Origin of the sequence: Acinetobacter johnsonii (assembly GCF_048551975.1) — a bacterium.
Lineage (GTDB): Bacteria > Pseudomonadota > Gammaproteobacteria > Pseudomonadales > Moraxellaceae > Acinetobacter > Acinetobacter johnsonii_A.
This window is the reverse complement of record NZ_JBIMCF010000004.1, coordinates 94,101-106,988: the sequence shown is the minus strand read 5'-3', so window position 1 is coordinate 106,988 and position 12,888 is coordinate 94,101. Positions and strand designations below refer to the sequence as shown.

At 41.8% G+C, this 12,888-nt stretch carries 13 protein-coding genes; 10 read left to right on the top strand and 3 right to left on the bottom strand.

Annotated elements, in window-relative coordinates; genetic code table 11:
• Positions 1 to 16: 16 nt before the first annotated feature.
• The 5 genes from tolQ to pal all read left to right on the top strand — a co-directional run bounded on the left by tolQ (position 17) and on the right by pal (position 4,788).
• On the top strand, positions 17 to 715 hold the full coding sequence (gene tolQ / locus ACG9ZB_RS05415) for a protein TolQ (protein ID WP_419324648.1): 699 nt from the start codon (positions 17 to 19) through the stop codon (positions 713 to 715).
• A complete protein-coding gene (gene tolR, locus ACG9ZB_RS05410) occupies positions 715 to 1,167 on the top strand; it encodes a protein TolR (protein ID WP_004693872.1) in 453 nt (150 codons plus the stop codon). The genes tolQ and tolR overlap by 1 nt, the downstream gene beginning before the upstream one ends.
• 3 nt (positions 1,168 to 1,170) lie before the next feature.
• Positions 1,171 to 2,430: a cell envelope integrity protein TolA gene (gene tolA, locus ACG9ZB_RS05405; protein WP_419324646.1), complete on the top strand. Its 1,260-nt coding sequence runs from the start codon at positions 1,171 to 1,173 to the stop codon at positions 2,428 to 2,430.
• Positions 2,431 to 2,882: 452 nt separating this feature from the next.
• Positions 2,883 to 4,166: a Tol-Pal system beta propeller repeat protein TolB gene (gene tolB / locus ACG9ZB_RS05400; RefSeq protein ID WP_419324798.1), complete on the top strand. Its 1,284-nt coding sequence runs from the start codon at positions 2,883 to 2,885 to the stop codon at positions 4,164 to 4,166.
• 52 nt (positions 4,167 to 4,218) lie between these two features.
• Positions 4,219 to 4,788, top strand: a complete 570-nt coding sequence (gene pal, locus ACG9ZB_RS05395) for a peptidoglycan-associated lipoprotein Pal (protein WP_004693879.1) — start codon at positions 4,219 to 4,221, stop codon at positions 4,786 to 4,788.
• A gap of 59 nt (positions 4,789 to 4,847) precedes the next feature.
• Here the strand turns inward: pal and ACG9ZB_RS05390 are convergent, their stop codons facing one another.
• Positions 4,848 to 5,048 carry an NF038105 family protein gene (locus ACG9ZB_RS05390; protein WP_004980614.1) on the bottom strand — a complete coding sequence of 67 codons (201 nt, stop codon included), beginning with the start codon at positions 5,046 to 5,048 and terminating at the stop codon, positions 4,848 to 4,850.
• A gap of 181 nt (positions 5,049 to 5,229) precedes the next feature.
• Here ACG9ZB_RS05390 and ACG9ZB_RS05385 point away from each other — a divergent pair, with 181 nt between their 5' ends.
• The 5 genes from ACG9ZB_RS05385 to ACG9ZB_RS05365 all read left to right on the top strand — a co-directional run bounded on the left by ACG9ZB_RS05385 (position 5,230) and on the right by ACG9ZB_RS05365 (position 8,517).
• Positions 5,230 to 6,204 carry a class 1 fructose-bisphosphatase gene (locus ACG9ZB_RS05385; protein WP_419324644.1) on the top strand — a complete coding sequence of 325 codons (975 nt, stop codon included), beginning with the start codon at positions 5,230 to 5,232 and terminating at the stop codon, positions 6,202 to 6,204.
• Between the two features lie 52 nt (positions 6,205 to 6,256).
• Positions 6,257 to 7,033 carry a TrmH family RNA methyltransferase gene (locus ACG9ZB_RS05380; protein ID WP_125281482.1) on the top strand — a complete coding sequence of 259 codons (777 nt, stop codon included), beginning with the start codon at positions 6,257 to 6,259 and terminating at the stop codon, positions 7,031 to 7,033.
• Between the two features lie 161 nt (positions 7,034 to 7,194).
• Complete coding sequence (locus ACG9ZB_RS05375; RefSeq protein ID WP_004693886.1) at positions 7,195 to 7,809, top strand: RNA polymerase sigma factor; 615 nt, start codon at positions 7,195 to 7,197, stop codon at positions 7,807 to 7,809.
• Positions 7,806 to 8,123 carry a hypothetical protein gene (locus ACG9ZB_RS05370; RefSeq protein WP_419324642.1) on the top strand — a complete coding sequence of 106 codons (318 nt, stop codon included), beginning with the start codon at positions 7,806 to 7,808 and terminating at the stop codon, positions 8,121 to 8,123. Before ACG9ZB_RS05375 ends, ACG9ZB_RS05370 begins: the two co-directional genes overlap by 4 nt.
• Positions 8,113 to 8,517, top strand: coding sequence for a DUF3106 domain-containing protein (locus ACG9ZB_RS05365; RefSeq protein ID WP_125281481.1), 405 nt, complete (start codon positions 8,113 to 8,115; stop codon positions 8,515 to 8,517). The genes ACG9ZB_RS05370 and ACG9ZB_RS05365 overlap by 11 nt, the downstream gene beginning before the upstream one ends.
• Before the next feature lie 83 nt (positions 8,518 to 8,600).
• On the opposite strand, the gene ACG9ZB_RS05360 is transcribed toward ACG9ZB_RS05365, so the two are convergent.
• The gene (locus ACG9ZB_RS05360) at positions 8,601 to 11,018 is read right to left on the bottom strand and encodes a CSLREA domain-containing protein (RefSeq protein ID WP_419324640.1); all 2,418 of its coding nucleotides are present in this window, start codon (positions 11,016 to 11,018) and stop codon (positions 8,601 to 8,603) included.
• Between the two features lie 16 nt (positions 11,019 to 11,034).
• The gene (rbtA, locus tag ACG9ZB_RS05355; RefSeq protein ID WP_419324638.1) at positions 11,035 to 12,840 is read right to left on the bottom strand and encodes a rhombotarget A; all 1,806 of its coding nucleotides are present in this window, start codon (positions 12,838 to 12,840) and stop codon (positions 11,035 to 11,037) included.
• Positions 12,841 to 12,888 lie beyond the last annotated feature (48 nt).

Below are 12,888 nucleotides of genomic sequence, written 5' to 3'. Positions count from 1 at the left end.
GGCACATGTAGTAACTATGGCAACTCAACTCGAATCATCTCTTCAAGTTTCAGATCTAATTTTACAAGCAAGCCCTGTCGTACAACTGATAATGCTGGCTTTACTTTTGGCCTCGCTGTTTAGCTGGTATCTGATTGCCAAGTTACACATGAGTTATAAAAAAGCACAGGCAGACGATGAGCATTTCCAAAAAATTTTTTGGTCGGGTGCTGAGCTGAATACGCTATATAACAATGCGCAACTTAACTCCAAACGTGTCGGCCTTGAAGACATTTTCTATCAAGGTTTGGGAGAGTTTTTAAAACTAAAAAAACGCAATGCTGCACCAGCACAAACCATTGAAGGTACAGAACGTATTTTACGTGTAGGACTAAGTCGTGACCAAAGCCAACTTGAACAAGGCTTAGGTGCTTTGGCCAGCATTGGTTCTGTTGCCCCGTATGTTGGCTTATTTGGTACTGTTTGGGGCATCATGAATGCATTCATCGGTTTAGCAGACGTAGATCAAGTCACCCTTGCAACTGTTGCACCTGGTATTGCTGAAGCCCTCATCGCTACAGCGATTGGTTTATTTGCAGCGATTCCTGCAGTATTGGCATTTAACCATTACACCGGAAAAGGCGAAACGGTTTACTCCAACCGTGCTTTATTTGCAGAAGAAATGGTTGCGTTATTACAACGTCAGTCTTTGGGTGAAACTAAGGAACATGACTAATGGCAATTCAACGTTCAGGACGCTTCGAGCGCATTAAGAAACCACTAAAAAGTGAGATGAACGTCGTCCCATATATTGACGTCATGCTCGTATTATTAGTGATTTTTATGGTGACTGCTCCCATGATTACCAGCGGCATCAATGTCGATCTTCCTCAGGCCAATGGCAACCCCATTGAATCAAAAGATGCACCTGCAATGGTCAGCTTAGATAAAGAAGGCCGCTATTTCCTTAAATATAAAACACATAGTTCAGCTGAACCTTTGGCTTTATCTGAATTGACCTCTATTTTAAGTGAAGCACAGCAACAAGCTCAGGCTGAAAATAAAACTTTAACCGTTGTTGTGGAAGGTGAACAGTCACGCTCTTATGGCGAAGTCATGTCGCTCATGAACAGCCTACAAGAAGCGGGTCTCAGCCAAGTTGGATTACTCACAGAGCCATTAAAGTAATTTATGAAAGATTTTAAAAAGCCACCTTTTAAACAAAAAGCCATCGCGCTTGGATTTACCTTTGGTGTCCATGTGATTGCTGTTGTTGGCTTACTTTATCTTGGTATGAGTAAACCACCTGAGCCACCGAAGCAGATCAAGACTGTTCTGATTAAACCCGAGGACCTAAAGCCTGTTACACTTGAAGAAACAGAATTTACTGAAACAGCACATGAAAATGTAGCCAAAGAAATTACACAAACGGCTCCGCCCGGTGTAGAGCCTGCACCTGTTATTCCAACAGGACCACCTATAACACCCGTTGTGCCAAAAGTCGAAGCTCAAAAAGCAGCAGCGGATGCCAAAGCCGCTGAAGCGGCAGCGCGTAAAGCTGAATTACAGCAGCAGATTGAGGCACGTGCAAAGGCTGAAGCTGAAAAACTACAAGCTCAGCAAGAACGTGCTGCAGCCCGTGTAGCGGAGCAAGCTAAAAATGCTGAGAAAACCAAAGCAGATGCAGCGGCGAAAGCCGAAGCAGACGCCAAACGCCGAGCAAACTTAGAAGCATTGAAAAAAGCAGAGGCAGTGCAAAAAGCAAAGCTAGAGGCACAAAAGAAAGCAGATCTCGCTAAAAAGCAGAAGCAAGACACCGATACAAAGGCCAAAGCAGATGCAGATAAAACCAAGGCTGTCGCTGATGCAAAACGTAAAGCCGATACGGACAAAGCGAAAGCCGCCGCTGATGCGAAAGCTAAAGCAGATGCCGATGCTAAAGCTAAAGCAGATGCAGCGAAGGCCAAAGCTGACGCTGATGCGAAACGTAAGGCTGATGCGGATAAAGCTAAGGCAAATGCTGAGGCAAAAGCCAAAGTAGATGCAGAAAAAGCCAAGGCTGCCGCTGATGCAAAACGTAAAGCTGATGCTGAAGCGAAAGAACGTGCGGCTGAAGAAGCACGTGCTTCATCTGCGAAACAAGCTGCCGAAGAAGCCGCACAAAAGAAAGCAGAAGCAAAGCAAATTGCTTCAACGGCTAAGCGCGACTTTGAAAATAAAATTAAGCGTGCTTGGGATACTCCAGCAGGTTCAACGGGTAAAACCGCGACTGCACGTGTGACGCTTTCGGATAGTGGCGCTGTACGATCTGTTATCGTAAGCTCCAGTGACCCTGACATGAAAGCCAGCGTCGAAGCAGCTGTTCGTTCTGCGGCACCCTATCCAATGCCTTCAGATCCAGAAGCACGCCGGCAAGCACAAAGCTTTACCTCATCCTTTACTGCGAAATAACTCAAATCCCTCTGAACAGTCAGGGGGATTTTTTTAGCCTAAATCTCAGTACTTTTATATACTCAAATATAGTCAAATCATTATAGAAACAATACAAATAAGTCGATGAATTATTTCGATTTTTCTTGAATACTGTATGGATAATAAAGTAGCTTGACTATAGCTTATTTTAAATACGTTTAATCTGTATCCATGTTCAATAGTAATCGATGTGGAGTCTTTAATTTCAGTCGATATTTCACTCCATACAACCGAGTCGCCACTGCCCCTTATCACACAGATCTACCTACGCGTTTTTGTATTTACGCTTCAACGACTTAATTCTTACTCATTTTTCACAGTGTTATAACAGATCAGTCATAATTTCATGCTTTTAATATTAGAAAATCATGCCATTATGTAGAACAATTAAACCCACAATAAAAGCCGTTTGTTTGAGTAAATAACGAATGATGGAAATGACGCGTAAACACCTTCTTAGCCTAGCCATTTTAACTACTTTCAGCCCAGTCTTAGTGACTCAAGCGCATGCTCAGCTTCATTTAGAAATTGCAAAAGCACCTGAAGAAGCGCCTAAAATTGCAATCGTACCTTTTAGCAATGACAGTAGCCTCTATCCTATTATTGAAACGGATTTAAACCGCTCAGGGAAATTTACCAGCGCTTCAAAAAATTTACCTGCAACGGCTAGCATAAATAATCCGAACGCAGCCAACTGGCAAGCAGCAGGTGTTCCATATGTTGTTACAGGAACAGTAAAAACCACTGAAAATGGTAGCTACGAGGTTCATTACCAACTGTATGATGTCCAAAAACAACAATATCTTTTAAATGAATTATTAACTGTTCCAGCATCACGCGTTCGTTCTGCTGCACACATGATAAGTGATGCTATTTATCAAGCATTAACTGGTATTCCTGGGGACTTCAGTGGTCGTATTGCTTATGTGCTACGTAATCCTGCTATACCAGAGCAACGCTATACACTACAAATAGCGGATACTGATGGTGAGCAACCACGTACAATTTTAACCTCACGCGACCCCATTTTATCACCTGCTTGGACGCCAGATGCCAAGAAAATCGCTTATGTGTCGTTTGAAACCAAACGCCCTGCAATTTATGTCCAAGACCTTTCCACAGGTGCGCGTGAAAAGCTTGCTAGCTTCCGTGGTCTAAATGGCGCGCCAAGCTTCTCACCAGACGGGAAAAGTATGTTGTTCACCGCTTCTATGCATGGCAACCCAGAAATTTACCAAATGAACTTGGAAACCCGTCAATTGCAACGTATGACCAACGACAGTGCTATTGATACTGAAGCGCGTTATGCACCAGATGGTAAGTCATTTATCTTTACTTCTGACCGTGGTGGTTCTGCACAAATTTACCGTTATGACTTGGCAAATAGCAGTTATAACCGTCTGACCTTCCGTGGAGCGTTCAATGCACGTGGTACGCTCAGTGCCGATGGCAAAAAGCTAGCACTGGTACACCGTCCAAGTGGTAGTAACTATAAAGTCGCTATTCAAGATTTAAACTCAAGTGTCACCAATATTTTAACGCCAACCAGTTTGGATGAATCACCAAGTTTCTCACCAAATGGGCAGATGGTGGTCTATGCAACGCGTGAAGGTTCACGTGGGTTGTTGTCGATCATGTCACTGGATGGCCGTTTCCGTATGAATTTACCAAGTGAACAAGGTGAAGTCCGTGAACCCGCTTGGGCACCTAAATAACCTTTTTAATGACTAGTCATTTAATAATCATCAATTTTCATGGAGATGAAGAATGAAATCGATCAAACTTTTAGCCCTTCCAATCTTAGCGACTGCTCTTGTAGTTACAGGTTGTGCGAGCCGTAAACCTGCTGCAACAATTGAAGCGGGTCAAAACCCAAATGGCTCAACCACAGTCAATACTCAAGGTCTAAGTGAAGATGCTGCTTTAAATGCACAAAATCTTGCAGGTGCATCAGCAAAAGGCGTAACTGAAGCAAACAAAGCATTTTTAGCAAAACGCGTTGTGCATTTTGACTATGACAGTAGCGACCTCAGCAATGATGATTACCAAACGCTACAAGCCCATGCGCAGTTCTTAATGGCAAATGCAAATTCGCGTGTGGCGTTAACAGGCCATACTGATGAGCGCGGTACACGTGAATACAATATGGCATTGGGTGAACGTCGTGCCAAAGCGGTTGAAAGTTTCTTAATCACCACAGGTGTGAGTCCGAACCAACTTGAAGCTGTTAGTTATGGTAAAGAAATGCCAATCAATGCAGGCCATGACGAAAATGCATGGAAAGAAAACCGTCGCGTAGAAATTAACTACGAAGCAGTACCACCACTTTTAAAATAATGCTGGTATCACAACTGAAATAAAAAAAGCGCTTCTTTCGATGAGCGCTTTTTTATGACTTAAACTTGTTCAGGCTTGGGATTTTCATCAGATTCTTCAGCATGTTGCATAGATTCAATCATGTCATGTTTATTGAACTTTTTATACTCAGCTTTTGCTTCGTAGTCTTGCCACGCTTTTTTCACGCTATCGTCTGAAATATCATCTAAGTTAATCCCTTCGCTCGGCGTTGGAGTCGCATCAAATTTTTGCGTTGTCATTGTTGTGCTCCTATTTTTACCTGATATTCCTTCCATCAACATAGCACTTTCCACAAGACTTGCAAGGGTAAAATCACAGCAAATAGTCGAGTTTAATTGTTCTTTTGTCTCGTTCTCGACTAAAATATAGCGCAATGTTGATTTTGTTACGTATTCAAGTTTTAGTGGAGTCCTCCCCCTTATGTCATATCTCAATCTGTCCCAATTTTTAGAACAACAAACGGGAAATCTTACGCCTGAATTGGCACAAGTAATTAGCACCATTGCTGCTACTTGCCAAACCATCGATCAAGCTTTACAAAAAGGTGCTTTAGCTGGTGTCTTAGGTAGCGCGCAGCATGAAAACGTGCAAGGTGAAGAACAGAAAAAACTGGATGTGATTTCAAATAATTATTTGATTGATGCTCTAAAAATCCACCCACAAGTTGGTGGTTTAGCGTCTGAAGAATTGGATGAATTCACTCCAGCTCAAGAAAATGGCAAATATTTAGTTTTATTTGACCCACTTGATGGTTCAAGCAACATCGACATCAATATGTGTGTGGGTACTATTTTCTCAATCTTGCCTGCAAAAAATGCAGTTACACAAGCTGAAGACTTTATGCAAGCAGGCAACCAGCAAGTTGCTGCGGGTTATGTACTTTATGGCCCATCAACCATGTTGGCACTAACAGTCGGCGCAGGTACGGTGTTCTTTACCTTTGACCCAGAAACTCAACAATTCTTGCTCACCTCTGAAAATATTCAAGTGGCAGCAGATACCAAAGAATATGCCATTAACTCATCAAACCAACGCCACTGGGAAAACCCAGTAAAACGTTATATTGAAGAACTTCTCGCAGGTAAAACAGGTCCACGTGAGAAAGACTTCAACATGCGTTGGGTGGCTTGTATGGTGGGCGACATTCACCGTATTCTTTGCCGTAGCGGTATTTTCATGTATCCATACGACCTCAAAGATCCGAAAAAATCAGGTCGCTTGCGTTTAATGTATGAAGCAAACCCAATGAGTATGCTAATTGAACAAGCTGGTGGTGCATCAACAACAGGTCGTGTTCGTATTTTAGACATCCAACCAACTGACCTACACCAACGTGTTCCTGTGATTATTGGCTCTAAAAACGAAGTCAATTTAGTGACCAGCTACCACAACTAATTTTTTTAAATGCGCATAGCCATCTGAAGCGTTATGCGCACGAGTCTCTCCCATGTCAATCGTTTTTCTTGAATCAAAAGACAACCCAAAGATTAAACATCTGCGCGGTTTAATAGAGCAAAGTAGCTACCGTAAAAAGCAAGGTCAAACTGTGCTTGAAGGGACACACTTAGGCTTAGCTTGGGTTGAAAAAAAGAAGAAACTCAATTCTATTTTCACCACTGAAAATGCACTCGAACACCCTGATATTTGCGATATTCTAGATGAATATGAGGGTGCTGTTTTTGTCATTGCTGAAAGCCTATATCGTGATTTAAGCACACTAGGAACCACTTTGCCCTTCTTGGCAGTTGTAGACTTACCAAGTTCAAGCCAAAGTGTAGACTTTAGCTTGGATACCTTGATTTTGGAAAACATTCAAGATCCAGGCAATGTAGGTACACTACTCCGCTCTGCAGCAGCAGCAGGTATCAAGCAAGTTATTTGTACCAAAGGTTCTGCAGCACTCTGGTCACCACGTGTATTACGCGCAGGCATGGGTGCACACTTCTCACTTAATACCTATGAAAACATTGCCATCGAAGATGTACTCGAACGCTTTGAAATTCCAGTGTATGTGACTAGCTCGCATCAGGCTGAAAGTTTATATCAAAAAGATTTAACACAAGCTTGTGTCTGGATCTTAGGCAATGAAGGCCAAGGGGTTTCTGACTTTGCTTTAGCACATGCTCAAGCACTGAGCATCCCACAGCCCGGTGGCCAAGAATCTCTCAATGTCGCTATTGCGGGTTCAATCTGCTTTTTTGAAATGGTGCGTCAACGACTTTAAAATCGTTAAGTTATATTAACTAAAGTCGGCTCAGCAGAAAAAATAGATTACACTAGAAAAAATAATTACTTGTGTTGTCAACCAAACCATTATTTCCAACGTTATAGGCACATGATTGAGGAAATAATGGTGGGTATCCGATGACAGGATTTTCCATCTCTATGGATTTAGCACCCAAACAGTCTAAAACGCAGGATTCTAGTACTCTCAAGAGTACAGCTGAGTCTCGCCTAAAAAACTTCATGCAAGAAGTGACTGGTCGTGCGTTAGTAATGATGGAAAGTGCCACCCAAAACCAGCAGGGTATCGCCATGGATTTGGTGCAAGAAGCCTTTATTTCATTACATAAATCTTATTCTGATCGATCTACGGAAGAATGGTATCCCCTGTTCTATACCATTCTAACCAACAAATTACAGGATTGGCGTCGTAAAGAAGCACGTCGAGCACAACCGTTTTCTTTCTTTAAAAAAGTCAGTCTTGATGATGACGATTTTGAAGTCAATGAGGTGGTCGATGAAAGAGCGCTGAATCCTTCAGACTTTTTAAGTCAAGCTGTCACTGCGGATGAAATTCAAGAAGCCATTGCAGGTCTTCCTGTTCGTCAGCAGCAAGCATTTATGTTACGTGCATGGGAAGGTTTTGATACTGCAACCACTGCGCAAATCATGAATTGCTCTGAAGGCAGTGTTAAAACTCATTACCACCGTGCGATTCAAGGCTTACGCAATGCTCTCGCACATTTGAATCCACATCTAGGAGGATCATCCGAATGAAAGATGATTTCTTAAAGCAAGTAACCTCCAAACTTGATGGGCTCGCGCAACACCACAACAACAAACCCGTGGTGATGCAACATGTTCTTGATGACATTCAAGATCAAAAGTCCTCACGTTATGGCCTTTGGAAAATGTCAGGTTTTGCTTTAGCTGCGGCTATTGCTGGCTTTGTCGTACTTCCGAACTCTGTAACCCTTGATGAAAAATCACATAACCAAGTGGTTTCGACTCCTAAACTTTCACCTCAAATGGTTGAAGATTTAGAAATGTTATTGGTTTTAGGTGAGGACACTGTTCCACATGGCAGCTAAACGTGTCGCTTTCGCACTTTGCACGCTAGGTTTTTTACAAACCAGTTTTGCAGGTTTTGATCGTTTTTGGATTTTTTCCAAAGATGCAGATACCCAAGTGTCTGAAACATGGGAATCGTTGTCTGAAGAAGAACAGCGTGCCTTGATTCAACGTTACCAGTCACTAAAAGAACTGCCCGATGCGCAAAGTGCAGCCCTGCAACAACGTATGGACTGGTTTACTCAGTTACCTGAACAAGAAAAGCAAAAAATGCGTGACACTTGGCAACAGATGAGCACCCAAGAACGACGTGATTTACGTGTACGTATGCAAAAGGCAGATGCAGATGAACGTGTGAATATTCGAAATGAATATATCAATAAATACATCCATATCAACACTGCTACACATTAAGATTCTTCCTAGTTGGATATAAATACTTTAGAAACACCCATAAAAAAAATGCCTCATGTGAGGCATTTTTTTTATGACTACATTTATATTTTTCGTCGCTGTCTAAACCACGCTAATGACAACAATCCAAGCACCCCAAGGCCACCAATTGAGCCACCACCGCCACTCGATTCCGTATTGGTATTTTTAGCGGTGTTCGTAAAATACATCATCGCAGATTTAGACTCTTCAGCCTCTGCATCATAAATCACGTATTCAATTTCATAAGGGAATGGACTGAAATTATTGCGGACTTCAACTTCAATATTGCCGCCATAACATACATATTTTTCATATTCTCCTGGACAAGAACCTGTACGCTCTGGCTTAATATTAATGCCTGCATCCTGACGTACTATACGAATAGCAAGGTCCTTTCCATTCGCATCACGGTGAAATGCTGGACGCTGATGTTCTGCCTCGATTGTACTCATCAGCCCATCACCATCATCACTATCATTTGACAGTGGATTTACATTGAGTTTTAAAGTTCCACCATAATTCAGGGTGTATTCATCCATTTTGGCAATCGGTTGTATATTGCTAAACTCCGCTTTTAAAATCCCCGAAGAGGTTGCCTGCGTAGCCTTACTCTTCACACTATATTGGCAATAGACATATTCCGTGCTGGTTGTAGGCTTACCATCGGTGCGATAAATCATGATTTGTTTTAAATCATCCTTCCACTCACAACGTAAAGTTGGGTCCGCTCTAAGTTTTGAGGTATCCAGCACACCATCTTTGGCGCTGAGTACACCTACACCCAATACCTGAGTTTCTGTAATGGTGTAATTCTCAGTGTTCATTTCTTTTAAAGCCGACGTTCCATCAGCAGTGTTGACCACAGCCTCATCTTGCAAGACAAACTGGAAGGGATCGACATAAATCGCGCGATATTTTTGATGTAACTTTGTCGAAGTTAGAAGTTCCTTATAACGCTTTAACTCTTCATTAAACTCGATCAAAAAGTCTGGATTGGTGTTTTTATCGGCGATTAATTCTTCCAATTCCTTAATATTATTCTCATATGCCTGAAGACGTTCTGCCTGCGAGGTATTTTTCAAATCAGCAATATCCGCTGCTGCTAAACGACGTAACTCAACCGATCCAATATCACAACTGTTGGCTTCCGCAGGTGCTAACATCAATGTTCCGTCGACAATACGGTCTAGACCACGCTGGTCACTATCATTACAGCTCAATTTACTGTTGGTATCGAGTAAATCAACTCCTCCACTATTCACTTTCGGAAAATACATTGGGCGGAATAAATTATATTTTGATGGCGAAGTTAAGGAACTGAGTAGACTTCCTATAGCCACATTTTTCACATCAATATTAGTATCTGTCGTACCATCCAGTATTCGTGCACTTGCTGCCAGTTCACACTGACTGGTCAGCGTATCAAACGCATTGTAACCTGCTGTCACACCTGCATCATATTTGTCGGATAGTGTCTGAGAACCGACATAGCGGCATGATGTGTTCCCATTATATGCAAGCACATTATAATACAACGACTTCATACCAAAATCATCATAATCCAAAACGCTCGCGGCACTGTTTTCTACAATGGTGTTATTTGAAAATAAGAAACTACTTTCAAGACTCAGATTATGCTCTCGGTTATTAACGGCATACAAGATGCTCCCGTTTAGAGTATTCACAGTATTTTTTGCGATCGTATTATTCGCCATAGCAACTTTTGGGTTACCACAAAAATCGAATGTATTTAGATTCGATATCTGACCATTTGAAATAATACTATTCGCTCTAAACTCTATATTCGTTTTTACATCCAACAGCCCTGCATAACATTGCATTGCAAGCACACTACCTACAGTCGCTTGGTTACCTTGTAATACACTATTATTTACAGTCACCTGATGCTCACCAGAACCAACGAGATAGAGTGCTCCGCCTTTTTTATCCGACTTTGAGTTTAGAATTTGTACATTATTTAAGGTTAATGCTCCACCGACCAGTAAAGCACCGCCTTCATCTGCCGAATAACCATTTTCTAGAATGACATTCTCTAGCGTCAAACTGGTCTTGGTAATGGTATTAAATAAACGTGACTTTCCACCCGCATCAATCCTTGAAGTCAGCTCACCTAGCGCTGGATACTTAAAAGTGATGGGATTTTTTTCACGATCTAAATAAGGGCTTTTCCCAAAAACCACCACTTTAGACTCGGGAACAATTTCCTTACTCAGCTTATACGTCCCGGCTGCTAACTGAATATAATCGGTTTGACCTGAACCCGTATTCCCAGCACTACAGCCGCCATAAGCCTTATTTAAACTAGCTGTTTTAATTGCCTCACGGAGTGAACATTGATTCATGTTCACATTATCTTCATCATCAAATGTGTTGACATGAATTGTTCTATCTTCTGCAGCTATTAATGTCATAGCAGCTACCACCATGACACCCAATAGTCCTTTTTTAAAGTGTTTCATGTTCGCCCTTTTCTTTTTATTTTCGACGCAGCAAAATTAAAGCAAATAACCCCAGTAAGCTCAGAATACCCGTGCTTCCTCCAGAGGTTTTAATTTTGTCACTTTCCATATGATTTTGCGGTTCCTGTACAATTTGTACATTCACTTCAACGAACGGAATATGTTCATCAAAACGTGTCGTGGTTGTGACCAGCTGTAACCTGAAAATATCAGCACCATGCCATGCTCCATTTGGCGTGTAAGTAATATTTCCTAGTTCATCAATCACCACTTTGCCTTTGGATACCGTTTGCGTCTGCTGCACCCGCATACAACCCGGTTGCCATTCTTCACCATTTGGCGCTTTAGCCGATTTGAACAAGCTTGCACATTCGGTTTTGGACAGTAGGTCACTATCTCCAAGCAGATCTGCAACTGAAAGTTTAGCTACTTGCCCCGCAATGAGGTCCTCACCAATTAAACTAATCGTGGTTGGGACTTCAATCTCGATTGCACCACGGTCACAAAAGGTATTATTCGTATTTCGATTCACACCACGTTGATCTGAATTTTCACAGCCAATTAAAGAATCCGTTGTGTTTACAACGACTTTACCCTTGTTCACAATTGGAGAATCTAACCAATGTGTCTGACTCATTAAAATGCGTGGACGGATATAGCCTAAAAATTTTTGGTTGGGAACAATATAAGGACACAATAAACTTTCAGCATCTGCAGACATGGTCTTACACTCACCCACCACATCACTGCCTGCAATCAAAGCGCCAGACCAAAACTCATTCGGATAATAACTCGCACCACTGCCACAGTCACTTTGTGTGACTAAGTTGTTCTGAAGAACTGCTTTACTTAAATCTCCAGCACAGTTTTGTGTGATGGTATTTTCAGCATTCCCTAAAACGATACTATTGGCCAGATAAGCCAAGTTTGTAGATGGATTGAAATAAATCCCTTTACTATTTCCCACCACCGTTAAGTTATTCAAAGCCATGCCATCTCGAATATTGACGACATAACCTGTATTTTTCACAAAGGTACTACTGACCAGACGTGATGCTAAACTGGATAAGGTTGTATCTTCTTTAACAGCTGCATTATTGACAGAGTAAATATTGGCACTGCTTGCATCTGTTGTTTTATTTTCTTTGAAAACTGAATTATAAATCCTAAAAGAAGGCGCGTCCCCATACAAAATAGCACCTTGTGCCGCTTGGTTTTGCTCAACCAGAGTAGAGCGAATTTCGACTAGACTACGACTGGTACCATCTTCGAGCAAGGTTGCGACATTGTAAATCGCCCCCCCTTTCCCTGCAAAACCACCTGTTAATTTGACGTACTCAAGACCTAAATATTCATTGTTATAAATTAAACCACCTCGATTCACACCGCAGTCTTTCGCACAGCCCTGTAGAGTAACTTCTTTTACTAACACACGAATTAAAGCATTCTCAGCATTATCAACCCTTAACAAGTTGTCAGAACCATTCATTTTTAAGATGGCATTACTTAAACCCTGAACAGTTTCTTCCCCCACAGAACTGTCATAACTTGTTCTGAGTGTTAAATCTTTTTTGATCGCGAGATGGGTATTTAGCAAATAGGTTTTATTTTTCTCAAGCATGACGGTGGAAATCGCATCTTTGCCCCCGCAGCCATAATAACCCGCCTCAGGCATACCTTGATTAATATAGTCGATAGCTTCGCGAAGTGAACATTCCGTGTCATTTTTGACAATATCGTCAGTGATGGTCACCTTAATATTGTCCGAATAGGCATGACTCGCCACCAATAGCGTAGCTACACCTATGCTCTTCTTGAGCATAACGATCTCCTTGCTTTTATTTTATCTTTTCTTTTTATTCTTAGATTG

What these genes read in the sequence shown, in the direction of transcription:
- tolA (WP_419324646.1), top strand. Translation starts at nt 1,171, where the DNA reads ATGAAAGATTTTAAAAAGCCACCTTTTAAACAAAAAGCCATCGCGCTT.
- ACG9ZB_RS05380 (WP_125281482.1), top strand. Translation starts at nt 6,257, where the DNA reads ATGTCAATCGTTTTTCTTGAATCAAAAGACAACCCAAAGATTAAACAT.
- tolB (WP_419324798.1), top strand. Translation starts at nt 2,883, where the DNA reads ATGGAAATGACGCGTAAACACCTTCTTAGCCTAGCCATTTTAACTACT.
- ACG9ZB_RS05375 (WP_004693886.1), top strand. Translation starts at nt 7,195, where the DNA reads ATGGATTTAGCACCCAAACAGTCTAAAACGCAGGATTCTAGTACTCTC.
- pal (WP_004693879.1), top strand. Translation starts at nt 4,219, where the DNA reads ATGAAATCGATCAAACTTTTAGCCCTTCCAATCTTAGCGACTGCTCTT.
- rbtA (WP_419324638.1), bottom strand. Translation starts at nt 12,840, where the DNA reads ATGCTCAAGAAGAGCATAGGTGTAGCTACGCTATTGGTGGCGAGTCAT.
- tolR (WP_004693872.1), top strand. Translation starts at nt 715, where the DNA reads ATGGCAATTCAACGTTCAGGACGCTTCGAGCGCATTAAGAAACCACTA.
- ACG9ZB_RS05385 (WP_419324644.1), top strand. Translation starts at nt 5,230, where the DNA reads ATGTCATATCTCAATCTGTCCCAATTTTTAGAACAACAAACGGGAAAT.
- ACG9ZB_RS05370 (WP_419324642.1), top strand. Translation starts at nt 7,806, where the DNA reads ATGAAAGATGATTTCTTAAAGCAAGTAACCTCCAAACTTGATGGGCTC.
- ACG9ZB_RS05390 (WP_004980614.1), bottom strand. Translation starts at nt 5,048, where the DNA reads ATGACAACGCAAAAATTTGATGCGACTCCAACGCCGAGCGAAGGGATT.
- ACG9ZB_RS05360 (WP_419324640.1), bottom strand. Translation starts at nt 11,018, where the DNA reads ATGAAACACTTTAAAAAAGGACTATTGGGTGTCATGGTGGTAGCTGCT.
- ACG9ZB_RS05365 (WP_125281481.1), top strand. Translation starts at nt 8,113, where the DNA reads ATGGCAGCTAAACGTGTCGCTTTCGCACTTTGCACGCTAGGTTTTTTA.
- tolQ (WP_419324648.1), top strand. Translation starts at nt 17, where the DNA reads ATGGCAACTCAACTCGAATCATCTCTTCAAGTTTCAGATCTAATTTTA.